18 protein-coding genes are annotated in these 23,958 nt (G+C 72.0%); 10 read left to right on the top strand and 8 right to left on the bottom strand.

What is annotated here, in order from left to right; genetic code table 11:
* Window positions 1–6: 6 nt before the first annotated feature.
* Entirely contained in the window at window positions 7–1,176 is a 1,170-nt protein-coding gene (locus ACLBXO_RS06490; protein ID WP_331312441.1) for a glycosyltransferase, read from the bottom strand.
* Window positions 1,177–1,485: 309 nt separating this feature from the next.
* Window positions 1,486–2,574: an acyltransferase family protein gene (locus ACLBXO_RS06485; RefSeq protein WP_447684860.1), complete on the bottom strand. Its 1,089-nt coding sequence runs from the start codon at window positions 2,572–2,574 to the stop codon at window positions 1,486–1,488.
* A 390-nt stretch (window positions 2,575–2,964) separates the two neighbouring features.
* On the opposite strand from ACLBXO_RS06485, the gene ACLBXO_RS06480 reads away from it, so the two are divergent.
* The 8 genes from ACLBXO_RS06480 to ACLBXO_RS06445 all read left to right on the top strand — a co-directional run bounded on the left by ACLBXO_RS06480 (window position 2,965) and on the right by ACLBXO_RS06445 (window position 12,690).
* Complete coding sequence (locus tag ACLBXO_RS06480; RefSeq protein WP_331312492.1) at window positions 2,965–3,213, top strand: acyl carrier protein; 249 nt, start codon at window positions 2,965–2,967, stop codon at window positions 3,211–3,213.
* Window positions 3,210–4,373, top strand: a complete 1,164-nt coding sequence (locus tag ACLBXO_RS06475; protein ID WP_447684859.1) for an acyl-CoA dehydrogenase family protein — start codon at window positions 3,210–3,212, stop codon at window positions 4,371–4,373. The genes ACLBXO_RS06480 and ACLBXO_RS06475 overlap by 4 nt, the downstream gene beginning before the upstream one ends.
* Window positions 4,373–5,329 (top strand): amino acid--[acyl-carrier-protein] ligase, encoded by a 957-nt coding sequence (locus ACLBXO_RS06470; RefSeq protein WP_447684858.1) that lies wholly within the window; start codon window positions 4,373–4,375, stop codon window positions 5,327–5,329. The genes ACLBXO_RS06475 and ACLBXO_RS06470 overlap by 1 nt, the downstream gene beginning before the upstream one ends.
* Window positions 5,330–5,333: 4 nt before the next feature.
* Window positions 5,334–6,305 (top strand): DUF1839 family protein, encoded by a 972-nt coding sequence (locus ACLBXO_RS06465; protein WP_447684857.1) that lies wholly within the window; start codon window positions 5,334–5,336, stop codon window positions 6,303–6,305.
* Window positions 6,306–6,313: 8 nt separating this feature from the next.
* On the top strand, window positions 6,314–8,749 hold the full coding sequence (locus ACLBXO_RS06460) for a glycosyl hydrolase 2 galactose-binding domain-containing protein (protein ID WP_447684856.1): 2,436 nt from the start codon (window positions 6,314–6,316) through the stop codon (window positions 8,747–8,749).
* The gene (locus ACLBXO_RS06455; protein WP_447684855.1) at window positions 8,739–10,520 is read left to right on the top strand and encodes an alpha/beta fold hydrolase; all 1,782 of its coding nucleotides are present in this window, start codon (window positions 8,739–8,741) and stop codon (window positions 10,518–10,520) included. The genes ACLBXO_RS06460 and ACLBXO_RS06455 overlap by 11 nt, the downstream gene beginning before the upstream one ends.
* Complete coding sequence (locus ACLBXO_RS06450; protein ID WP_447684854.1) at window positions 10,517–11,800, top strand: hypothetical protein; 1,284 nt, start codon at window positions 10,517–10,519, stop codon at window positions 11,798–11,800. Before ACLBXO_RS06455 ends, ACLBXO_RS06450 begins: the two co-directional genes overlap by 4 nt.
* Before the next feature lie 65 nt (window positions 11,801–11,865).
* Window positions 11,866–12,690: an alpha/beta hydrolase gene (locus tag ACLBXO_RS06445; protein WP_331312434.1), complete on the top strand. Its 825-nt coding sequence runs from the start codon at window positions 11,866–11,868 to the stop codon at window positions 12,688–12,690.
* Window positions 12,691–12,765: 75 nt separating this feature from the next.
* On the opposite strand, the gene cydB is transcribed toward ACLBXO_RS06445, so the two are convergent.
* Together cydB and ACLBXO_RS06435 are read right to left on the bottom strand one after the other, a co-directional pair.
* Entirely contained in the window at window positions 12,766–13,779 is a 1,014-nt protein-coding gene (gene cydB / locus ACLBXO_RS06440) for a cytochrome d ubiquinol oxidase subunit II (RefSeq protein ID WP_447684853.1), read from the bottom strand.
* 5 nt (window positions 13,780–13,784) lie between these two features.
* Complete coding sequence (locus ACLBXO_RS06435; protein WP_447684852.1) at window positions 13,785–15,227, bottom strand: cytochrome ubiquinol oxidase subunit I; 1,443 nt, start codon at window positions 15,225–15,227, stop codon at window positions 13,785–13,787.
* Between the two features lie 137 nt (window positions 15,228–15,364).
* Between ACLBXO_RS06435 and ACLBXO_RS06430 the strand changes: the two genes are divergently transcribed.
* Window positions 15,365–16,177, top strand: a complete 813-nt coding sequence (locus ACLBXO_RS06430) for a universal stress protein (protein ID WP_447684851.1) — start codon at window positions 15,365–15,367, stop codon at window positions 16,175–16,177.
* Window positions 16,178–16,196: 19 nt separating this feature from the next.
* On the opposite strand, the gene ACLBXO_RS06425 is transcribed toward ACLBXO_RS06430, so the two are convergent.
* Window positions 16,197–17,144 (bottom strand): substrate-binding domain-containing protein, encoded by a 948-nt coding sequence (locus ACLBXO_RS06425; protein ID WP_447684850.1) that lies wholly within the window; start codon window positions 17,142–17,144, stop codon window positions 16,197–16,199.
* A gap of 36 nt (window positions 17,145–17,180) precedes the next feature.
* Window positions 17,181–18,692 carry a methyl-accepting chemotaxis protein gene (locus ACLBXO_RS06420; RefSeq protein WP_447684849.1) on the bottom strand — a complete coding sequence of 504 codons (1,512 nt, stop codon included), beginning with the start codon at window positions 18,690–18,692 and terminating at the stop codon, window positions 17,181–17,183.
* A 1,694-nt stretch (window positions 18,693–20,386) separates the two neighbouring features.
* On the opposite strand from ACLBXO_RS06420, the gene ACLBXO_RS06415 reads away from it, so the two are divergent.
* Window positions 20,387–21,124 carry an HWE histidine kinase domain-containing protein gene (locus ACLBXO_RS06415; protein ID WP_447684848.1) on the top strand — a complete coding sequence of 246 codons (738 nt, stop codon included), beginning with the start codon at window positions 20,387–20,389 and terminating at the stop codon, window positions 21,122–21,124.
* A 24-nt stretch (window positions 21,125–21,148) separates the two neighbouring features.
* On the opposite strand, the gene ACLBXO_RS06410 is transcribed toward ACLBXO_RS06415, so the two are convergent.
* Entirely contained in the window at window positions 21,149–22,633 is a 1,485-nt protein-coding gene (locus tag ACLBXO_RS06410; protein WP_447684847.1) for a methyl-accepting chemotaxis protein, read from the bottom strand.
* 431 nt (window positions 22,634–23,064) lie between these two features.
* Entirely contained in the window at window positions 23,065–23,907 is an 843-nt protein-coding gene (pucL, locus tag ACLBXO_RS06405) for a factor-independent urate hydroxylase (protein ID WP_447684846.1), read from the bottom strand.
* Between the last annotated feature and the right edge of the window lie 51 nt (window positions 23,908–23,958).

Raw genomic sequence — 23,958 nt, 5'->3', positions numbered from 1 at the left:
GCCCCCTCAGCCGACCGCTTCGAGGCGCGGCAGGATCCGCGGGCGCGTCTCGCAGGCAGCCCGGTGCAGGGCCATCTGCTCGTCGACGAAGGTCGCGAACCGGCTTCGGAACAGCTCGGCGGAGAACATCTCGGCCTGTGCCCAGCAGGCCTCGCGGGTGAAGTGGCTCTCCTGCAGCAGGAAGCGCTGGACGCATTCGGCGATCGCCTCGGGCTCGGCCGCGTCGAAGAACATGCCCGTGCGCTGCGGGCCGCGGGTCTGGACCGTCTCGCGGGCGCCGCCGCGGCCCAGCGCGAGCACCGGCGTGCCCTCCGACGTGGCCTCGACCACGATGATCCCGAAATCCTCCTCGGCCGCGAAGATGAAGGCGCGCGCGGTGGCCATCAGGTGGCGCAACTCCGCGTCGGGCACGAAGCCGGAGAACGACACGTTGGGCCCAGCGATCTCGCGCAGCCGCGCCGCGTCGGGCCCGGTGCCCGCCACGACCAGTTCGAGATCGGGACGCAGCGCGAAGGCGCGGATCACCGCCTCGACGTTCTTGTACGGCACGAGCCGGCTGGCCACGAGGAAGTGGTTGCCGCGCGGTCCCTCGTAGCGCTGGCTCGGCAGCGTGATCGGCGGGTGGATGACCTCGGCGGTTCGGCCGTAGACCTTGTGGATGCGGCGGGCGACGAAGGCGGAGTTGGCCACGATCGCGTTGGGGCCGGCCGCCGTGCGGAAATCCCAGACGCGCATCCGGTGCAGGATCAGCCGCGCGAGCACGCTCTTCATGCCCGCGTCGCAGCCGCTCTCCCGCAGGTAGGTGTGCTGCATGTCCCAGGCGTAGCGCATGGGCGAATGGATGTAGGAGACGTGGAGCTGGTCGGGCCCGGTGAGGACGCCCTTCGCCACCGCGTAGCTGCTCGAGATGACGAGATCGTAGGCGGACAGATCGAACTGCTCGATCGCGAGCGGCATCAGGGGCAGGTAGTTGCGGTGCCGCGTCCGCGCGAACGGCATGCGCTGGATGAAGCTCGTATGCGCCTGGCTGTAGCCCAGCCGCGCCCGGTCCGCCTCGGGCAGGAAGTCGAAGAGCGCGAAGACATCCGCGTCCGGATAGATCCGCAGCAGCTGCTCGAGAACACGCTCGGCGCCACCGACGATGTACAACCAGTCGTGAACAATCGCGACACGCATCACAGCTTCCTCGTCGGTGCGCCGGACGCTGGAACATGCATTCCGTCCTGCCCGTCCCGCCGCCGACAGCGAGCAGAGGCACACGCGAGAGAGTAATAGAGACGTGATCTCTAAAAAAGGGGTCACCGATCCGGCAACAGTCGAAAATAGAGCTCGTATAGGTCGAAAACGCGGTCTATAAACTTAATTTTTGTCAACAATTAACGTTAAACGAAGTGCGGATCTTCACCTGCCGTCTTCGCCTTCCAGGCTCGCGGGCGCCCGCCGCGGAGTGCCGGCAGACGGCCGAACGGGCTCCGGCCGCGCGGCCTACGAAGCGGCCGGAACGGTCAGGGGAGCGGGCGACGGTCGCCGCCGGAGCCGGCGCCGCAGGATCGCGATCACCGGCGTCTCGACGTACCGGAACAGCAGCTCGCCGACAGCGACCGCTGCCGGGAACGCGAGCGCGAAGATCAGAACGGCGCGCGCCAGGCCGGGCGCGACGGCGAGCGCGGCGATCTTGGCGGCGCTGTGCAGAAGCAGATTGTGGACGAGGTAGAAGGAATAGCTGGCGTTGCCCTGCGAGAACAGCCAGCGCGACCTCAGCACGATGCCGGCCCGTTCCAGCAGCAGCATCGCGCCCACGATCAGGACGGCCGCGGTCCCCCAGACCAGCGGGCGGGCGAAGCCCGACAGTTCCGGGCTGACGCCGAGCGCGTCGGTCACGATCTGTCCGCCGAGGATGAGCGCCAGGGCCGCCGCGAACGCCGCGCCGGCGACGCGCCGGACCGGGAAGCCCGCGGGCGGCGGCCCGAGCCGCGCATAGGCGTATCCCAGCCCGATGCCGGCGGCGAATTCGATGAGAATCGGCTTCGTGTAGTACGCCCAGTAGAGGCCGGATGCCGGCAGCGATCCGAGCAGGATCAGCACCAGGAATATCGCGGCCGCGCCGAGGGCCCTCACGGCCGGCCTCGGCACCAGCAGCAGTCCCGCGAAGACCACGTAGAAGAACATCTCGTAGTTGAGGGTCCAGCCCACGGAGTTCAGCGGCTCGATGTAGCCGCCCCGCGAGAACGGCAGGAACAGCAGGGACTGCACGACGTAGTCCGGCCGGATCTCCACGATCCCGATGGGCTTCAGCCCGGTCAGGGCGATCGCCGTCAGCCCGAGCGTCACGAGCCAGTAGACCGGGACGACGCGCGACGCGCGGCGGAGCAGGAAAGCCCCCGGGCTCTCGCGGCGCCCGCTCGTGCTGGCGAACATGATGAACCCGGATAGCACGAAGAACACGTCGACCCCGCTGGCGCCGAACGCGAGCAGGTCCGGTCGCGGCAGAACGGGGCCGATGTAGAGGCCGAAATGCGTGAGGAAGACGAGGTACGAGGCGACGGCGCGCAGAATTTGAAGGTTGTAGATCATCGCGCGCCGGCTGATCGCTGGGCCCGCCCGGGACGGGCGACGTCGTGCCCTTATGGCCGAGATGGCAGCGCCGCGTCACGACGAGTCCGGAATCGTCCTAAATGGCTCCCCCGCCGGACCCGAGATTTCGCCGGGCATTTACACGCACGAGTTGCTAAATCCGGGAAATCTCTGGACGGATGATCACGAAAGCAAGAGCTGGAAAGTGATCGTAAAGGTGGCGCCGCCGAATATAGGCCGCCGGACGCAACCGGTTCCTGATTGCACGGTGCGCGACCCCGTCATACCCTCAGCGGACCGCTATTTACTATTAATCAATAGATAATTTGACGGCGGGCCGATCTGTTCAATAGCGTCGTGACAACCGGAATAAGGAGTGCCGCCTTGGACATCGCACAAGACATCCGTGAGATTCTCGGTTCGAACGAAGCCTTCGCCGGCAAGGCCGACCAGCTCTCCGAGGATGACAGCCTGTTCGACCGCGGGCTCGATTCGTTCGGCTCGGTCCAGCTGATGCTGGGTCTCGAGGAGCGCTTCAACATCGAGTTCCCCGACGAGCTCCTGAACCGCAAGTCCTTCGCGTCGATCCGCGCGATCCGCGAGGCCGTCTCCACCCTGATCCAGCAGGAAGCCGCATGAGCACGCTCGCCGCGCGCACCGAGCGGGCCGCGGCGGTCGCGGCGCGCCACGCCGACGCTGTCGACCGCGAAGGCCGCTTCCCCGAGGAGGCCGTGGCCGCGATGAAGGCCGAGCGGTTGCTCGGTCTCCAGATCCCCGGGCAGTTCGGCGGCGAGGGGGCCGGGCTGGTCCAGATCGCCGAGGCGTGCAGCACGCTCGGGCAGGCCTGCAGCGCGGCCGCCATGGTCTTCGCGATGCACCACATCAAGGTGTCCAGCCTCGTGACCCACGGCCTCGACAGCCCGTGGCACGGTCGCCTGATGGAGCGCATCGCGCGGGAGCAGCTGCTGGTCGCCTCCTCGACCACCGAGGCCGGCATCGGCGGCGACCTGCGCAACAGCCTCTGCGCCGTGGAGACCACCGGCGAGGTCTTCGCCCTCGGCAAGGACGCGTCGGTGATCTCCTACGGCGCCAAGGCCGACCTGATCCTCGCCACGGCCCGGCGCCATGCCGACGCGGCGACGTCCGATCAGGTCCTCGTCGCGCTGATGGCCGACCAGATCTCGCTCGTTCGCACGGGGGATTGGGACACGCTCGGGATGCGCGGAACCTGCAGCGACGGCTTCCGCCTTGAGGCCCGGAACGTCCCGGTCGAGCAGATCCTGCCGAAGCCGTTCGCGGAGATCGCCGCCCAGTCGATGCTGGCCTCCTCGCACCTGCTGTGGAGCAGCGTCTGGTACGGCATCGCGACCTACGCGGTCGATCGCGCCCGCGCCTTCGTGCAGGCCGAGGCGCGGCGCCGGCCCGGGCAGGTGCCGCCGACCGCGACGCGCCTCGCCGAGGTGTCGAACGCGCACCAAGCCATGCGCGGCACCATCGTGTCGGCGCTCCGCCGCTTCGAGGACGCCCACGGGGACGCGGACACGATCGGCTCCGTCGGATTCTGCGTGATGCTCAACAACCTGAAGATCACCGTCTCCGACATGGCGGTCGACATCGTGCGGCGGGCGCTCGCCATCGTCGGCCTCGCCGGCTACCGCAACGACACGCCGTACAGCCTCGGCCGGCCGCTGCGCGACGTCCTCTCCGCGCCGCTGATGATCGGCAACGACCGCATCCTCGCCAACACCGCCAAGCTCCTGCTCGTGCAGAAGGGCAGCGGCCAGCTCATGAGCGCGTGATGGAATCGATCTCCTCTCCTCCCGGCGACGTCCTGCGCGAGGACGAGCCGTCCGGCGACCCGACCTTCCTCGACCGCCTGTTCGACCGCGGCCTGCTCGTCCGGACCGGCGTCGACGGCCTCTACGGCCGCAGCGGCGCCTTCGAGAGCGTCGTCGACGCCCTCGACCGGATGATCTCGCGCCTCGGGGCCGCCGAGGGGGCCGAGGTGCTGCGCTTCCCGCCGGCCATGAGCCGCCCGGCCTTCGAGCGCAGCGGCTACCTGAAGGGCTTCCCCAACCTCGCCGGCACCGTCCACAGCTTCTGCGGCGACGCGCGCGGCCACGCCGAGATCCTCGCCTGCCTGGAGGCCGGGACCGATTGGACCGGGCAGCAGGAAGCCACCGACATCGTGCTGACGCCCGCGGCCTGCTACCCGGTCTACCCGGTCGCCGCCGCGCGGGGCGCGCTGCCGGCCGAGGGCCGCCTGTTCGACCTGCAATCCTACTGCTTCCGGCGCGAGCCGTCGCTGGAGCCGACCCGGATGCAGCTCTTCCGGATGCGCGAGTACGTGCGCATGGGAAGCCCCGAGCAGGTCCTGGCCTTCCGCGAGTCCTGGCTCGAGCGCGGCACGGCCATGATCCGCGACCTCGGTCTCCCCCTCGCGATCGACGCGGCCAACGACCCGTTCTTCGGCCGCGCCGGCCGGATGCTCGCCAACAACCAGCGGGCGCAGGGGCTGAAGTTCGAGCTGAACGTCCCGGTCAACAGCGTCGACAAGCCGACGGCCTGTCTCAGCTTCAACTATCACCAGGACCATTTCGGCAGCACCTGGGAGTTGCGCCAGGCCGACGGCGCGGTCGCCCACACGGCCTGCGTCGGTTTTGGTCTGGAGCGGATCACCCTGGCGCTCCTGCGCCACCACGGGCTCGATCTCGCCGCCTGGCCGGAGGCCGTGCGCGCCGAGCTGTGGGGCTGACGCGGTGACCGCTGCCCTGCGCCTGCCGGACGGTCTCGGAGCTGCGGGACCCTACGTCCCGCATCCGCTCCACGAGTCCGGCCGCGACTGGCCGGAGACGAACTGCTACGTCGACCTGTGGATCGAGCTCCTACACGGCCGCGGCCTCGTCCCGGAGGCGATGCTGGGCTTCACGCTGCGGCAGGATTTCGAGGGCGACCAGTTCACCTTCTTCAAGCCGCCGACCGGCGATATCGAGCGTCTCTACGGCCTCGAGGTGCTGGAACTCGCGGTCTACGGCGGCCTCGAGAACCACGCCGTGATCCAGGCCGCGGCCGGCCGCCCGGTCCTGGTCGAAGTCGACGCGATCTACCTGCCGGACACCCAGGGGACCACCTACGGCCGCGAGCACGGCAAGACCACGATCGGCATCCTGGCGCTCGATTCGGCCGCGCAGGAACTCGACTATCTGCACAACGCGGGTCGCTTCCGGCTCTCCGGGACGGACTATGCCGGGATCTTCGGGCCGGCGACTCTGCCGCCCTACGCCGAGTTCGTGAAGACAGTCGCTCCGCCGCTCGGCACGGCGGAGCTGCCGGCCGTCGCGCGGGAACTGCTCGTCCGGCATCGCGCCCGGGCCCCCCGGCGCAACCCGGTTCTGGCATTCCGCGACGCCCTCGCGGCGACGGCCGGGGACCTGGTCGTCCGTCCGCTCAGCGTGTTCCACGCCTACGCCTTCAACACGACGCGCCAGCTCGGCGCCAATTTCGAGATGCTCGCGAGCCATCTCGCGTGGCTCGAGGCGCGGGACATGGGCGGGTTCGCGCCCGCCGCCGCGGCCGCCGCGGACCTGAGCCGCGAGGCCAAGGCCTTCCAGTTCCAGCTCGCCCGCGCCTTCCACCGCCGCTCGGCCGAGGGCCTGGCGCCGCGCCTCGACCGGCTCGCGGCGACCTACGACCGCGTCTTCGCGGATCTCGACCGCGCGCTCGACCGCTGAGCGCCGCGATGGCCCGCATCCGCAGCGTCGACGACCGCGCGCCGGAGGTCCGGCTCGCGCCCTGGCGGCTCGCCGCGACGCCGCCGGGCGCCTGCGCGGGCCCCGGCGATCTCGACGGGATCACCGACTGGATCGCCGCCGAGGTTCCCGGCACGGCCGCCGCCGCCCTGCGGGCGGCCGGACGCTGGAGCGAGGCGGCGCCGGAGCCGATCAACGACCGCGACGTCTGGTATCGGACCCGCATCACCGGTGACGGGCGGGCCCGGCTGCGCTTCGCGGGCCTCGCCACGCGCGCCGAGATCTGGCTCGACGGGGTCCCGCTCCTGTGCGCGCGCTCGATGTTCGAGGAGCACACCGTCGACGTGGACCTCGGCGGCACCTCCGACCTCGCGCTGTGCTTCCGCGCGCTCCGTGCGGAGCTCGACCGTCCGGCCAAGCGCGGGCGCTGGCGGCCGCGGATGATCACACCCGGGTCGCTGCGCCATGCGCGCACGAGCGTCCTCGGCTTCATGCCGGGCTGGTGTCCCGAGATCGATCTCGTCGGGCCCTACCGTCCGCTGACCGTCGAGCCGGTCCGCCCCCGCGCGAGCGCCGCGGAGGTGCGCGCGATCCGCGACGGCGATATCGGTCGCCTGGATGTGCGCCTGCGGGTCGACGCGCCGGTCGCCACCGTGATCCTCCGGTGCGGCGGCGGCGAAGCCCCGCTCGCCGAGGTCGAGCCCGGGGTGTTCGCGGGCGCGCTGGCTCTGCCCGGCATCGCGCCCTGGTGGCCGCATACCCACGGCGTGCCGAACCTCCACCCGGTGGAGGTCCGCGTCGACGGTGCCTGCGTCGATTTGGGCCGCGTCGGCTTCCGGACCCTGTCGCTCGCGCGGCCCTTCGAGGAGGGACTGTCGCTGGTCGTGAACGGCGTGCCGGTCTTCTGTCGGGGCGCCGTCTGGACCCCGCCGGACCTCGTCGAGCTGGGCACGGACGGCACCGAGACGCTGCTCCGGCTGGCGCGCGAGGCCGGCATGAACATGCTGCGCGTCCCGGGGACGACGCTCTATCCGGCGCCGGATTTCTACGATCTCTGCGACGAGCTCGGCATCCTGGTCTGGCAGGACCTGATGCTCGCCAACTTCGACTACCCGCACGCCGATCCGGCCTTCGCGGCCGCGCTCGACCGCGAGCTGACCGGATTCCTCGACCGGACCCAGACCGCGCCGTCGCTCGGCGTGGTCTGCGGCGGCAGCGAGGTCTGGCAGCAGGCGGCGATGCTCGGCGCGCCGCGCGCCGTCTGGGCCGACACCTTCTGCACGCTGACCCTGCCGCAGCGCGTGTCGGAGCGGCGCGCCGATCTCGTCGTCGTGCCGAACTCGCCCTCCGGCGGCGACCTGCCGTTCTCGCCGCGCGGGGGTTGCACGCACTATTTCGGCGTCGGCGCCTATCGACGGCCCCTGGAAGATGCCCGCCGGGCCGAGGTCGGCTTCGCCAGCGAGTGCCTCGCCTTCGCCAACCCGCCCGAACCCGGCACGCCGGGCCCGACCGGACCGGCCGACCCGCTCTGGCCGGCCGGCATCCCGCGGGACCGCGGCGCCGACTGGGACTTCGAGACGGTGCGCGACCACTACGTCGGCGCGCTCTACGGCGTCGATCCGGCGACGCTGCGCGCCGAAGACCCGGACCGCTACCTCGAGCTCGGCCGCGCCGCGGTGGCCGAGGTCATGGAGGCGACCTTCGCCGAGTGGCGCCGGCCGCGCTCGCCGACGGCCGGCGGGCTCGTGCTGATGCTGCGCGACCTCGCGCCGGGCGCCGGCTGGGGTGTGATCGACTGGACGCAGAATCCAAAATCCGCCTGGTACGCGCTGAAGCGTGCCTTCCGCCCGGTCCAGGTGCTCCTCACCGACGAGGGTCTCGACGGCCTGCACGTCCACGTCCTGAACGAGACGGCCGCGCCGCGGGCGCTGACCCTGACGCTGACGTTCTGCGAGGCCGGAGGCCGCGTCGCCGCGCGCGCCGAGCGCGACCTCCTGGCCGGTCCGCGGGCGGCGCTCACGCTCACCGCCGCCGCCCTGCTCGGCCGCTTCTTCGACGCCACCGACAGCTACCGGTTCGGGCCCCGGATCCACGATCTCGCGCACGCGCGCCTGAGCGACGCCGACGGGCGCGTGATCGCCGAGAGCTTCCACATTCTTGACGCAGGGCCGCTCGATCGATCCGCCGTCGGCCTCCGGGCCGAGCCGGTGGCGAACGGGGCTGGGTGGGGTCTGCGGATCAGCACCGAGCGCTTCGCCCGCGGCGTCCAGGTGCTGGCTCCCGGCGCGCGGCCGGACGACAGCGGCTTCCATCTCGCGCCGGGAGCGAGCCGGATCATCACCTTCGCGGAGGCCGGCCGGCTCCCGCGCGGACGCGTGCGGGCGATCAACAGCGACGAGATCATGGAATTCGGTCATGACGGGTGAGGTCGGATCCGAGGCCGCGGTGCCGGTGACGTTCGACGGGCTGTTCGGGTGGCTCCATCCGGCGGCCGGGACGCGGGGCGTGGTCCTCTGCGGCGCCTACGGCTTCGAGCAGATGGCCGCGCATCGGCCCTGGCGCGCCCTGGCCGAGGGCCTCGCCGCGGCGGGTTGCCCGACGCTGCGCTTCGACTACCCGGGGGAGGGCGACTCGGCCGATCCCGGCGAGATGCGCGTCGCTGGCTGCGTCGCGGCGGTCGGGCAGGCCGTCCGGTTCCTGCGCGCGACGGCCGGCGTCACCGAGATCGTGGTGGTCGGCCTGCGTCTCGGCGCGACCTTCGCGGCGCTCGCCGGCCGGAACGAGGCCGTGGATCGCCTCGTCCTGCTGGCGCCGGTCACGACCGGGCGCGCCTATCTGCGCGAGATGCGGCTGCGGGCGCAGACGATCGGCCGGCTGCCGGACGGGTCCGCCCCGGCACAGGAGCCGGACAGCCTCACCGTCGGCGGCTTCCGCATGGAGGCGGCGTTCCTCGCCGATCTCGCCGACCTGAACCTGACACGGCTCGAGCACGCGCCCGCCGGCCACGCCCTGCTCCTGGCACCCGACATCAAGGCGCTGGCCGCCCGCCTCGGCGCTCTCGGCTGCGACGTGGTGACGGCACCGTTCCCGGGTCTCGCGGCGCTCGTCGCCGACCCGATCTTCTCCGATGTCCCGGCGGCGGACTTCGCCCGCGTGATCGGCTTCGCGACCGACGGCATGCCGGCCGCGGCGCCGCGACGCCGCGGCATGATCGCCACCGACGCGCTCCCGAACGGTCTCAGCGGTCCGGGCTGGGCCGAGGCGCCGGTCCGCTTCGGGCGCGGCCTGCGCGGCATCCGGTGCCGGCCGGACCGGGCGGAGCGCGCGGCGCCGACGATCCTGTTCGTCTCGACCGGGATGAGCGTGCGTTCCGGCTGGGGGCGCCAGACCACGGACCTCGCCCGGCGCCTCGCCGCGGAGGGGATCGCGTCGCTCCGGTTCGACCTGCTGGGCATCGGCGACAGCGACGACCGAGCGGACGGCCGCAAGCCGCTCTTCGCCGCGGACGGTTTCGCCGACGTCGCGGCGGCCGTCGATCAGGTCGCCGGCACGGGCGGCCCGATCCTGCTGGTGGGCGGGTGCAGCGGCGCCTACGCGGCCTTTCACGCCCTGTGTCGGGACCGCAGGGTCGACGGGGCGCTCCTGCTCAACCTCTACTGCTTCGACTGGGATCCGGATCAGGATCTCGATCAGGTCATCCGGCAGACCTTCGGAAGCGCGTCCACCTACGCGGCCCTCCTCAGGCGGGGCGCGACGTGGCGGCGGCTGATCCGCGGCGAGATCCGGATCGCCGCGATCGCCGCCGTCCTCGCCCGGCGCGGGATCGACGCCGCGATCCGCCGGATCCGCCGGGCTGTTCGCCCCGGTCCGCCCGGCGGCCCGCCCGCCCGCCGGATCGCCGCCCTCCGGCGCCGGGGCGCCGAGATCCGCCTGCTCTACAGCGCCGGCGATCCCGGCCTCGCGGCCGTCCGTCGCCATCTCGGGCGCTCGCCCGGAGGCGCGGACCGCCGCGTCGGCGCGCCCGTGACGGTGGTGCCGGGCGTGGACCACAATTTCGGATCCCGCGAGGCCCAGGGCCGGGTCGCGGAGGCGCTGCAGGACCTCCTGCGCGCCGTCCGCCGCCCGCACGCGACGCGCGTCGCCGATGGCGAGCCCGCCGCGCCCCGTGGCCGTCTCACCCTGGCGGGCCGGACGTGAGCCGGCTCACGCGCCGGTCGGCCCTCGCCCTCGCGGCGGGTGCCCTGGCGGCCGGCCGCGCCGCCGCGGCCGAGCCGCTGCACCGCTGCGAGGCGCTGATCGACTCGATCGGCGTCAACGTGCATCTCGGCCATCGCGGCAGTCCCTACGTCGACCGGTTCGCCGCCTGCGCTCAGGCCCTCGACGAACTCGGGATCCGCCACCTGCGCGACGACATCGTGCTCGTCGGCGACGAGCCGGCCGGGCAGTTCGAGCGCATCGTCGATCTGGCCGACCGCGGCTACCGGTTCAGCCTGGTCTTCTACGACGGGCTCACCCCGGGGCCGCGCGTCCCCCCGGAGCGCTTCTCGGAGATCGCGGGCTGGGCCGGCGACGGGCTCCTCGTAGCGGAGGGCGGCAACGAGCCGCCGGTGGCGGCCCGACCGGGCCTCGCGCGGCTCTCGGCCGACCATCAGGCGGCCCTGTTCCGTGCGGTCCGGGCGGACGCCCGGGCCGGGGCCGTCCGCGTGGCCGGGCCGAGCTATATCCAGGGCAACGTCGCGGCGGCGCAGAACCTCGCGGCGGTCGTCGACCTCGCCAACATCCACGCCTATCCGGGGGCCGAGCATCCGGAAACCGACGGTGGCGGCAGCCTCGCGCGCTTCGTGACGGCCGCGCGCCCGGTCTTCGGTGACGCGCCGGTGATCGCGACCGAGAACGGCTACCACACGGCGCTCGCCACCGGCAGCGCGCACCTGCCGATCTCGCCCGGCCTGCGCGCCCGCTACCTCCCGCGGATGCTGCTCTGGAGCTACCTGCAGGGTGTGCGGCGGACCTACCTGTACGAGCTGATCTCCAGCTTCGATCGCGGCGACGCGGATCCGGAGAGCCGCTTCGGCCTTCTCGCCCATGATGGCCGTCCCACGCCCGCCTTCGCGGCGGTGCGCAACCTCGTCCGGCTGTTCGGCGCCCCCGCCGGGGAGGTCGCCGCCGTTCCGGCCGACCGCGACGTCACCCTCGCCGGCCCCGTTCCCGATCTCGTCACCGCGCGGTTCGCGCGGCGGGACGGGGCGACCCTCGTCCCGATCTGGCTCGGCCTGGATGGCTGGGACCGGCGCAGCCGGGCGAACCGGCCGGACGTGCCGGCGCGGACCGCCGAGTTCCGCCTGTCCCGGCAGCCCCGACGGGTGCGCCTCCACCGCTTCGACGACGACGGCGCCGTGAGCGCGGTGGATCTCCCCGCGGACAGGCGGGTGCCGGTCCCGGTGACGGACCGCCTCGGCGTCGTCGAGTTGACCTAGGGCGAGCGACCGCACGGCCCGTCCCGAGACCCGCCTGAACTCCGAACCACGCGGAGGCCGCGTCCATGCTGAGCTACCTGGGTGACAAGTTCGTCGGCCTGACCCTGGCGGTCCTGAACGCGCTCGCGCCGCTCGAAGTCCACGTCGACAAGGGCGTTCCGTACGCCGACGGCAGCGCGCACCGGGCCGACATCTACCGGCCTGCCGGGGGCAAGCCGCGCCCGGTCGCCGTGTTCCTGTACGGCGGCGGCTGGCGGACCGGGTCCAAGGACGAGGTCGCCTATGTCGGCGCCGCCTTCGCGCGGCGGGGTGTCGTCGCGGTCATCCCCGAGTACCGCCACGTCCCGGCGGCGACCCTCCCGGACATCCTGGCCGACAACGCCGCCGCCGTCGCCTGGACCGTCAAGCACGCGGCCGAGTACGGGGGCGATCCCGCGCGCGTCACCGTGGTGGGGCATTCCTCCGGGGCCTGGGCCGCCGCGATGCTGGGTCTCGACCCGACCTGGCTGGAGCGGGCCGGCTCCAGTCCCGCCAAGCTCGCCGGGATCGTCGGGCTGGCCGGTCCCTACGCGACGTCGGCGCTGAACGACCCGCTGGATCGCCAAGTGTTCGTCGGCAGCGACCCGGCCCTCCAGCCGGTCAACCAGGCGACGGAGTCCCACCCGCCGATGCTGCTGGCCACCGGCGCGGCGGATCTCGACGTCAACCCCGCCGGAACCCTGGCGCTCGACCGCGCGCTCCGGGGCTTCGAAGGCAAGGAGACCGTGAAGGTCTATCCCGGTCTCGGCCACGGACAGATCGTCCACGCGATGAGCTTCCCGTTCAGCCTCCGGTACTCGGTCGCCGACGACGTCGCGCGGTTCATCAAGGGCGCCCGTGCCGGTCCGTGAGGCGACGCGCGCGATCTCGGGGACCGGCGCGTCCCGCGCCGATCCCCGCCGCCCGCACCCGGCCGGGCCGTGGCCTCAGTGGTAGCCCGTCGCGCCCGCCGCGACCTTGCCGCGGAACAGCCAGTAGACGTAGGCCGTGTAGGCCAGGACCATCGGCACCAGGACCACCGCGCCGGCCAGCAGGAACGCCTGGCTGCTCGGGTGGGTCGCCGCGTCCCAGATCGAGATCGCCGGCGGCACGATCATCGGCCAGAGGCTGATCCCCAGCCCGACATACGACATCAGGAACAGGCCCAGGGCACAGAGGAACGGCGACACCTCGGCCCGTCGATCGAGCGCGACGAAGAAGCGCCACGCCAGCAGCGCCACCAGGGCCGGGACCGGCGCGGCGAGGGCGAGGTTCGGCCAGGACAGCCAGCGCGCCCGGAACGCCCCGCTCAGGATCGGCATCGCGGCCGAGACGGCCACGATGGCCGCCAGGGTGACGAAACCGAGCCGGCGCGCGAGCCGGTAGGCCCGGAGCTGGAGCTCGCCCTCCGTCTTCCAGATCAGCCAGCAGGCGCCGAGCAGGCCGTAGCCGGCCACCAGGGCGGCCCCGGTCAGCACCGAGAACGGCGTCAGCCAGTCCCACCAGCCCCCCGCGTAGGCGCGACCCTCGACCCGGATGCCCTGGACCAGGGCGCCGAGGCAGATGCCCTGGCAGAAGGTCGCCACGTAGCTGCCCCACGAGAAGGCCCGGTCCCAGCTCCGCTGGCTCGCGGGGGAGGCCGCGCGGAACCGCATCTCGAAGGCGACGCCGCGGAAGACCAGCGCGAGCAGCATCAGGATCAACGGCATGTAGAGCGCCGGCAGGATCGTGGCGTAGGCGAGCGGGAACACCGCGAACAGACCGCCGCCGCCCAGGATCAGCCAGGTCTCGTTGCCGTCCCAGACCGGCGCGACGGTGTTGACCATGACGTCCCGGTCCGCCTTGCCGCGCACCGCGGGGAACAGGATGCCGACCCCGAGATCGAAGCCGTCCATCACCACGTAGAGGAAGACCGCGGTGGCGATGAGGAGCGCCCAGATGAGCGTGAGATCGAGGACCATCGGGACTACTCCGCGGGCTGCGCGAGGGGGCGGCCGGCACTCGGCGCGCCGGTGACGAGGGCGGGGGCGGGCGTGATGCCGGCTGTGCGGATCGGCTGGCCGGGCGGCGGCCCGGGCTCGCGGGCGTGCGGCGCTTGGTTGAACAGGTGCAGCAGGTACCAGATGCCCGCGCCGAACACCGCGAGGTAGACCGCCGCGAACGCCGCCAGCGAGGCGGCCACGGCCGGGGCCGCCACCGGCGACACGCTGTCGACGGTGCGCAGCGCGCCGTAGACGGTGAAGGGCTGACGGCCGGCCTCCGTCACCGTCCAGCCGGCCGTCACGGCGATCAGGCCCGACGGTCCCATGCCGACGGCGAAGCGGTGCAGCCAGGCGGTGTCGTAGAGCCGCCCCTGTCGGCGCAGCCACAGCGCGGCGAGGCCGAGGGCGATCATCAGCAGCCCGAGGCCGACCATGACCCGGAACGACCAGAACACCAGGGGGAGGTTGGTCGGCCAGAGGTCGCGCGGCATGTCGCTGAGCCCGCGGACCTCGCCGTCGAGATTGTGGGTCAGGTAGAGGCTGGCGAGCCCGGGAATGCCGATCCGGTCCCGCACCACGCCCGCCTCCGCGTCCGGCCAGCCGAACAGGATGGCGGGGGCCCGGCGCTCCGTCCGGAAATGCCCCTCCATGGCGGCGACCTTGGCGGGCTGGTGCGCGTAGGAATTGCCGCCGTGCAGGTCGCCGATCACCAGCTGGGCCGGGGCCACCGCGGCGGCCATCCACATGGCCATCGAGAACATCAGCCGGGCCCGGGGATTGGCTCGGTCGCGCAGCAGGTGCCACGCGCCCACGGCGCCGACGATCATCGCGGTGGTGAGGTAGGCGCCGGTGACCGTGTGGGCGAAGCGGTAGGGGAAGGACGGGTTGAAGACGATCGCCCACCAGTCGGCGGGGTTGAAGCGGCCGTCCGGCGCGACGACGTGGCCGGCGGGCGTCTGCATCCAGGAATTGGCCGACAGGATCCAGAACGCGGAGGTCAGGGTACCGACGGCGACGAGGCAGGTCGCGAGGAAGTGCAGTCCCTTGCCGACCCGCTCCAGGCCGAACAGCATGACGCCGAGGAAGCCGGCCTCCAGGAAGAAGGCCGTGAGCACCTCGTAGCCGAGCAGCGGCCCGAGCACCGGCGCCGTCCGATCGGCGAAGACCGACCAGTTGGTGCCGAACTGGTAGCTCATGACCAGGCCGGACACGACGCCCATCGCGAAGGCGACCGCGAAGATGCGCAGCCAGTAGCGGTAGGTGTCCAGATAGACGGCCTTCCCGGTGCGCAGCCAGAAGCCCTCCAGCACGGCGAGATAGCTCGCGAGCCCGATGGTGAAGGCCGGGAACAGGAAATGCCAGACGACGGTGAGCGCGAATTGGGCTCGCGCGAGATTGACTGCACTCGGCAGCTCGAGGGCGGACATCGCGGTCTCCAGGGGACGGACGCGGCAGCTCTGCCGCGGGCCGACCGGAGGCGCCTTGATTCAGCTCAAGGTCGACCGCCGCGCGTCAGGCCAGGGTGGCGCCACGGGGCCCGCTGACGGCTCGCGCGGAGACGCCCATGACCTACGCCAACATCCTGGTCGCGGTGGATTTCGCCGAGGCGACGCCCGACCGTGTCCGGGTCGCGGCCGCGCTGGCGCGCCGCTTCGATGCGACGCTCACCGGCGCCGCCGCCGCCGAGGTGCCGGCGCCGCTCTTCGCCCACGACATCCGCGACGCGCAGGCGCAGTACGAGCGCGCGAACGTGACGATCCTGCAGGAACTGGAGCGCGCGGAGGCCGTCTTCGCCCGCTGCGCCGGCGCGGCGCCCCGGACCGTGTGGTCCGGCGGCACGGATCGCCCGTTCGCCCATCTCGTCGACAAGGGCCGCGCCGCCGACCTGATCGTGATCGGCGGTACCGGCGAGACCGAGATCGATCCGAGCCCGTTCGGCGTGGCGGTCGCGCCCGTGCTGATGGAGGCGGGGCGCCCCGTCCTGGTCGTCCCGCAGCAGCATGCCGGGGAACCGGGTCGCCGTATCGTCGTGGCGTGGAAGGATACGCCGGAGGCGCGCCGCGCCGTGTCGGGCGCCCTGCCGCTCGTGCGCTCCGCCGACCACGTCTTCGTCGTGACCACCGGTCCGGGCGCCCGCCTCGAGGGGGCCGACGAGGTCTCGGACCATCTCAGATTGCACGGCGCGACGGTCACGACCCACCTGCTGACCACGGCGGTGAGCGACGGGGATGAGATCCTGCGCTTCGCCCGCGACCAGCAGGCCGACCTGATCGTCATGGGCGCCTACGGCCACTCGCGACTGCGGGAGTGGGCTTTCGGGGGCGCCACCCGTGACGTGCTGCGGGCGGCCAGTCTCTGCTGCCTGATGGCGCACTGACCGGCCGAGCCGGCGGGGTCTAGCGGGCGAAATGGGTCGTCGACATCCGGTCCGTGACGAGTTCGGACGGCACCCAGTCGTAGTGCGGGACGGGCTCCCGGCGGATCAGCGCGAGGGCGTCGTCGATCGCGCGACGGCCCTGGGCGGCGGCGTCCTGGTGGATCGTCACGGCGAGGCGCTTGTCCTGCATCGCCTGCATGCCGTCGGCGGTGGCATCCGCACCGCCGATGAGGATCCGGCCCGCCGGGATCCCGGCCGCCTCGAGCGCCTCGGCGGCGCCGATCGCCATCTCGTCGCTTCCGGCCGCGATCGCATCGATGCCGATGCCCCGCGCGAGCCACCCGGCGACGGTGGCCCGCGCCGACGCGCGGCTCGAATCCGACGTCGCCTCCGCGACGAGACGGAGGCCTGGATTCTCCGCCAGAACCTCCCTGGCGCCCCTGCTGCGGAGAACCGATCCGGGATCGGAGGCATCGCCCGCGACGAGGGCGACCCGACCGGTCCCGCCGAGCATCTGGGCGAGCTTGCGCATCTGCAGACGTCCGGCGACGAGGTCGTTCGGCACGACGTGGACGACGCGTCCCGTGAGCCACTCGGCCCGCGGACCCTGGCCGATGAGAACCAGCGGGATGTCGGCTTCCTGGGCCAAGCGGATGATCGCTTCGCGCGCCGGGAGGTCGACCGGCAGCACCACGAGCGCGTCCACCGACGCGGCGATCGAGCGCCGCGCTTGCGCGATCTGCACGTCGCCAGCCCCGTCGGGCGCGTCGGCGACCGGTGCCTCCACGCCGCGCGCCCGCGCCTGCTCGGCGAGGCCGTCGTGCAGGTGCCGGGCAGCGGCCGCCGGCGTCAGCACCGCGATGGTGGCGGCGGCGGACGGCGTCGTCCAAGCCGCGAGGGCGAGGACCAGCGCGCCCCTCCGGAGCGATCCGCCAAGGAAGCAGCGGGCCCGATCCGTCGAGGTCATGAAGGCTGTTCCAGCCCGCGGTCCGGGCGCCCCGGTTCAGGCCGCACGGAGATCCTCCAGAAGCCCTGCAATCGCCTCGCCGAGACGCCCGGCGTCCTGCGTCAGACCGTCGGCCGCGGTGAGAACGGCGCTCGCCGGATCGGCCGCCTCGGTCCCGGTGACGTCGCCAGCGAGGTCGGCGCAGAACCGCGCTGCCCCGTCGGCCGTCTCCGCGATGGTCTGCACGATCGCCCCGGCGGCTGCGCCCTGATGCGCCACGGCATCGGCGATGGCATGCGTCGCGCGGCGCATGTCCTCGACCCGGGCCGCGATCCCCGCGATCGCCGACACAGCCTCGGCGGTCGAGCCGCGGATCGCGGAGACGTGCTGGCCGATGACCTCGGTGGCCTGACTGGTCTGCGCGGCCAGCGCCTTCACCTCGGACGCGACCACGGCGAAGCCGCGGCCCGCGTCGCCGGCCCGGGCGGCCTCGATGGTGGCGTTGAGGGCCAGCAGATTCGTCTGGGCGGCGATCCTGGCGACGATGCGGACCGCGTCGCCGATCCGGTCGACGGCGCCGCTGAGAGCCTGAACGCGGGCGGTCGCGTGGGCGGCGTCCGCCGCCGTGCTTCCCGCCAGGGTCGCGGTGCCCTCGGCCCGCGCGCCGACCTCGTCGACCGCGGCGCCGAGCGCGCCGGCAGTGACGGCGATTCGCTCGACATCGGATCGCACCTGCGCGAGCGCGGCGCCCGCTGCTGCCGAGCGACGCGTCCGCTCCCGCATCGCCCGGCCGACGGCGTCGGCCGTGCCCCGCAGCGCCACCGCGGTGGATGCCACCGTCTCGACGATGCCGCTGACCGCGGTCTCGACCCGTCCCGCGGCATGGTCGACCGCGATACGACGCCGCTCGACCTGATGGCGCGCCTGATCGGCGTCCGCGTCCCGTCGCCGGGCCTGCCGCAGAGCGTCCTGAACGGCCCTCGCCGCGGCGACCATGACGCTGAGTTCGGCGAATGACGCCGTCTCGGGAACCGCGACGACGCGATCACGGTCGGTCAGTCGCTGCATGCCGGACGCCAGCGCGGTCATCGGCTGCGCGACGTGGCGCAGGGCGAGCCGCACCAGGCCCAGGGCAGCGAGGGCAGCGCCCGACAGAGCGGTCGCGAGTCCCACCCAATAGGTCGCGTAGGCGGTCTCGGCGGCGCCGACCTGCGCGGCGACCTCCGCGTCGCGCGCGGCCAGGACCGCGTCGGCGGCCTGCGTGACGGCCGCCGCCTCGGCCTGTAGCCCTTTCGTGACGACCCGGTCGGCGAGATCGCGTTCCCCGGCTCGGTCGAGGGCGGCCACCTCGGCGTCCACGGCGAGGAAATGCTGCCAGGCGTCCCACAGCGCTCGCGCGAGCGCACGCTCATCCGCAGTCCTGACGATCGGCGCATAGGCAGTCCAGGCCTCGTTGAAGGCCTCGTGGACCTTCGTCTCTCGGTCGATGGCGTCGCGACGCGCCGCGTCGGTCGATGCGGCGTGCGCCAGATGGTCGAGAGCACGGATCTCCTGGCTCAGCTGCTTCATGGTGCCGACGAGCCTGACGGCCCTGGCCTCCGCTGCCAGAGATCGGCCGGAAGCGTCGAGCGCGACGATCTGAAACGCTGATACGCACCCAACTCCGATCGGGAAGCAGAACATCAGAGCTGCGAAGCCGATCACGATCGTCCGAAACTGCAGATCGGAGAATTTTATGATCCGAAAATCGAAAGACACCGGAGCCTCTGCCTGAGGCGTAACCTCGACGACGAGCTTAATCCTTGCCGAACGAGAAGACAATCGCTCCGGTGCGACGAGAATTCCAATGCTGATGAATGCTGTACGATGAGCGTAGATGATGTGCCGCGATATATTTTATATCCGCAATTTCTATCGTCGAACGACGCTCGGCGACGGAGATACTTGCTCGATAAGAGAAATATCGGGGTGAAACGCGGACCGGTGGGGCGACGACGTTGGAGCGGCTGCTCACCGGCGGGCACGCGCCGGTGTCCCGTCACTGCTGGCCATTCGGACGAAGCGCGCGTCGGCCGCGCGCGAACGCGACAGGCTGGGTGCCCCTGACCGGAACGGCACCTGTCGCGAGCCGCGATCTCGTATTGCCGTGTCTAACAGCGCGCGTTCGCCCGCGCCGCGGTCGATGACGCGCGGTCGTGGCCCGTCAGACCGCCGCGCGAGCGGCCGCTCGGTCGCCGCGCGCATTGCGGATCGCCGCCGATCTGACGCCCGCGGCCGGCGCCGGGCGCCGGCGCGGTGACGGGAGGGTCAGAGCGGCTTGGCCTGCTGGGCGCGCATCCATAACAGGCCGGCGATGCCCATCCAGGGGCATACGAACACGATGAAGGCGATTAGCCCCATGACGACCTCCCGGCAGAAAGTGACGGACCTCAGGAAACGCTCGGGGTTTTCGACGGATCCCGTTCGACCGATACGGCGCGGGCCTGACGCGCCATGGCGATCAGCTCGGAGGCCGTGAGACCGCGATGGGGCGGCGGCTCGGGAAAGTCGGCCAGAGCCGGCGAACGCGGTGCCGGCGGGAGGGCGGCCGCGCGCCCGGGCCAGAGCCGTTTCAGCCGTCCTGCCTTCCGCAAGCTTCGTTCCGCCACGCATATCACTCCCGCGCATCGAGTCCGGAACGGGTAGGCGAGGCCTCCGGATATGGTTAGCCGGGCCGGAACAAGGGTCGGACGCGGGCCCGGCGTGGGGCGTATGCGAGCCCCCCTGGGCGAGCGCGCCGCTCGCCCTAACGCTCGCCTTCTCGCGACGCCCGGCGGCCGCGCCGCCTCGGACCCGATCGGATGCCGGCCTCGGGATCCGCTCCGGACCGGTACACGGTCATTGCCGGACCCTGCCGGCGCGGGTGTCGTCGCTCCGTTGACCGCGAAGTGTTCGATCCCCACACCTCTCCGTCGATCGCGACGAGCGACCACGGAGGCGCGACCTCCGGATCGACGGGACCGACCGCGCCGGAGATCGTGGCGGCGCGGGATCCGCTCGCGGTCGCGAGAGGAACGAGCGCGGCGAACCGCTGCCCTCACCGTCGAGCCGGCCGCCGGCAGACGACGATGTCCGCGGCGGCGCATGGTCCGGTGAGCCGCTCTCGCGGCGGCTGTCGCGGCGCGCTTGAGCAAAAATCCCCGGTCTGTGATGCTGGGGCAGGTTTTCGGCACGTTATCTGAGCTAGACGGAACCTCACGGCTTTCGGCGCTGAGAGAGCGAACATGGCAGAGCCTGAAGCGGCGGTCGCGCGCGTGGCGCAGCTCGAAGCGGACAACGCCCGCCTGCGCCGCCTCCTGGACGAGTCGGGAACGCCGGACGGTCTGCGCCACGGCCTGCGCGACACGTTGGCGATGCTGCGCGCCGTCCTGCGCCTCTCTGCCGAGACCGCCGAGACCGTCGACGGCTACGCGACGCACCTCGAGGGGCGGCTCGACGCCATCGCGCGCGTGCGGGTCGCGGCCGACACCTTCGGCGAAGTCAGCCTGCACTCGCTGATCTCCGACGAGCTGATGGTCCACCTGATCCGCGAGGGCGAGCAGGCGACCCTGGAGGGCCCGACCGTGCGTCTCAGGCCGAAGGCCGCGCAGCTGATGGCGCTGGCGGTCCACGAGCTCTGCAGCAACGCGATCGAGCACGGCGTCTTCGGTCTGTCGAAGGGCGGTGTCGACGTCACCTGGGTCGTCGCGGGCGACGGCCAGAGCGCGGGCGACGGCCAGAGCGCGGGCGGCAACCTGACGCTCGTCTGGAAGGAGACAGGCGGCGCGGGCGTCACGCAGCCGAGTCGGCGCGGCTTCGGCACGCAGGTGCTCACCGAGATGTTGAGCTACGAGCTGCGCGCGACCGTCGCGCTCGCCTTCGAGCCCGACGGCCTGCGCTGCACGGTCACCTGCCCGCTCATTCCGCGGATCGGGCGCCTCGTCGCGGACCCGCGCGCGGACGAGGGCGGGGAGCCGGGCTGATCCGATAGCCCGCGCCGGATCGCCTCAGCCGAAGGCGCGCGCGGTCTGACGGACCTGCCGCGTCGCGCGGTCCGCCCGCTCGCTCGCCTGCGCGATCGTGGTCATGCCGCCGGAGATCGCCGACACGTCCTGCGCGGCGGTCTGCATGCTGCCCGACATCTCGCGCATCACCGCGGATTGCTCCTCCACCGCCGCCGCGATGGTCGACGAGGCCGCGTTCAGGGTCAGGATCGTACCCTGGATCGCGTCGATGGCGTCGACGGCCTCGCGGGTCGCCGCCTGCGTCGCGGCGATCTGGTCGCGAATCTGGTCCGTCGCGCGTCCGGTCTGCGCCGCCAGGGTCTTCACTTCCGAGGCCACCACCGCGAAGCCGCGGCCGGCCTCGCCGGCGCGCGCCGCCTCGATGGTCGCGTTGAGGGCGAGCAGGTTGGTCTGCGCGGCGATGCCCGAGATGAGTCCCAGGACCTCGCCGATCTGCGCGGCCTGGTCGCTGAGACCGGTCACGATCCGGCCGGTGTGCCGCGTCTGCTCCACGGCCTGCCCGGCCATCTCGGCCGCGTGGCTCACCTGCTGGCTGATCTCGTCCACCGAGCTCGACAGCTGCTCCGCGCCGGTGGCCACCGACCGGATGTCGCCGGAGACCCGGCCCACGCGCGCGACCGCCGCGTCGGCCTGGCGGGTCACATCCGCCACGGCGTCGCCGATCGCGTCCAGTTCGGCGCCGATGGCGTGCTGAGCGGCGGCGCGCTGCTGCCGTTCGTGAACCTGGGCGGTGATGTCGGTGGCGAACTTGACGACCCGGACGGGCCGTCCTTCCGGATCCGTGATCGGGTTGTAGGTCGCCTGGATCCAGACCTCCCGACCGCCCTTGCCGGTGCGCCTGAACGCGCCGGACTGGAACTCGCCGCGCCCCAGGGCGGCCCAGAACAGCCGGTACGCCTCGCTGGCGCGTTCCGCCTCGCCGACGAACAGGCTGTGATGCCGGCCGACGATCTCCTCGAGGCGGTAGCCGACCGCGTCGAGGAAGTTCGCGTTGGCGGTGAGGATCGTCCCGTCGAGCGCGAAGGCGATCACCGCCTGCGAGCGGTGGAGCGCGCTGATCTGCCCTTCGAGATCGAGGGCGCGGAGCTTCTGGGCGGTGATGTCGGTGGCGAACTTGACGATCTTGACCGGTCTGCCGCGCGCGTCGAGCACCGGGTTGTAGGAGGCCTGGATCCAGACCTCCCGGCCCCCCTTGGCGAGGCGTTTGTACTCGGCGCTCGCGAACGTGCCGCGCCGCAGGCTCTCCCAGAATTGCCGATAGGCCTCGCTGGCCCGCTCGTCCGGCGAGACGAACAGGCTGTGGTGCCGGCCGCGGATCTCCGCGAGCGTGTAACCCATGGCGGTCAGGAAATTCGGGTTGGCGTCGAGGATGGTTCCGTCCAGCGCGAACTCGATCGTGGCGAGGGACCGGCCCAGGGCCGCGAGCTTGGCCGCCTGATCCCTCCGAGCCGCAGAGCCCTGGAACATCGTTTCCTCCGCCTGTCGTGTTGTGGGTGCGGCCGAAGCGCGCACCTGGGCGACCAGCTCAAGATATTCTCGATCGAGGCCGCACCCTTTATCGGGCTCGGCGACCTCCGACATCTGTCGAGGCGCCGTTTAAGTGATGTCATCCATAGCGGCGCACCGTTGCGCGGCCGTTAAAATGGCCCGGTTAGTCCGAAAAAGCCGCGCCGAAATCGCCTCCCGCAGTTTTGATCGGTCAAACCGGACGGATCACATCTACGGGGTGCGCCGGAACAGCATAGATCAGGGCTGAGACTATCCTGCGTTGTGCGTAGAGCGCCTGCCCGCGGAGTCTGCGACCCTGCAGTTGCAGGACCGGGCCGATGCACCACAGCCACCGATCGACGCCGGGCGATGGTGTGCGGGATTCGACCGCGTCCGGCGGTGCAGGCCGATCAGCCCGTCCGGCCGATCGTCGCCTCGATGCGGCCGTAGGGCTCGTCGGTCGGCAGGAAGACAGTGCCCGTGTCGGCGACGCCGAACGGAGCGAGGTCGATCGGCAGGTAATGCTTGTTGGGCATGACGAAGCCGATCTCGGCCAGGTCCGGGACGGCGGCCAGGGCGGCCTCGCCCATCCGGTACATGCTGTCCTGGATTCCCCGACTGTAGGTAGTGGCGAAGACGCTCAGCAGCGTCGCGAGGATCCGGGCATTGGCCGCACCGAAATCCTGCGGGGCGGACGCCCAGGTCCACGTCGCGTCCATGCTGGTCGCGGCGATGCGGTCGGTCGTGTCCGGCAGGGTCCGGTACTGGTCCGCCACGAACCCCGTCCAGCCCGACTGCGTGGTCTTCATGAAGGTGTAGCCGCGCAACCCGGAGCGCAGGGTCGACCCGGTCCGGTCAGCCGTGAGTCCCGCGAAGCCGGCGCCGTTCCCGTCCCGGGTGAAGGTATGGCCGTGGGGCGCGTCCGCGATCGCGTGACGGAGCCAGCGAACTTCCTCCGCGTCGATCGTGACGGTCTCGACCTGCGGGTAGGTCTCGAGCAGCACGCGTGCCACGGCGGCGACGAAGCCCTCGGCGTCGAGCGCGACGTTCCGCGCCGCCGTGACGTTGACGATGTTCCGGATGCTGTCGGTGGCGATGGAGGCGCGGTTGTCGCCCTCGGTCCAGGACGCCTCGAAGCGCCCGATCAGCATGACCGACAGCGTCAGCTCGCGCGGCGTGTGGTGGTCTCCGTCGCGGGCGAGGCGCAGCACGCGAACCCGTTCCTTGCCGTACCGCGATGCCGTCAGCGCCATGGATATCTCCGACCGGACCGTCACCGGCCATCTCGCGCGATCCTGATCAAT

This window comes from Methylobacterium sp. C33D, from assembly GCF_053345825.1.
Note: the sequence above shows the minus strand (reverse complement) of the source record. Positions and strands in the feature narration are given on the sequence as shown.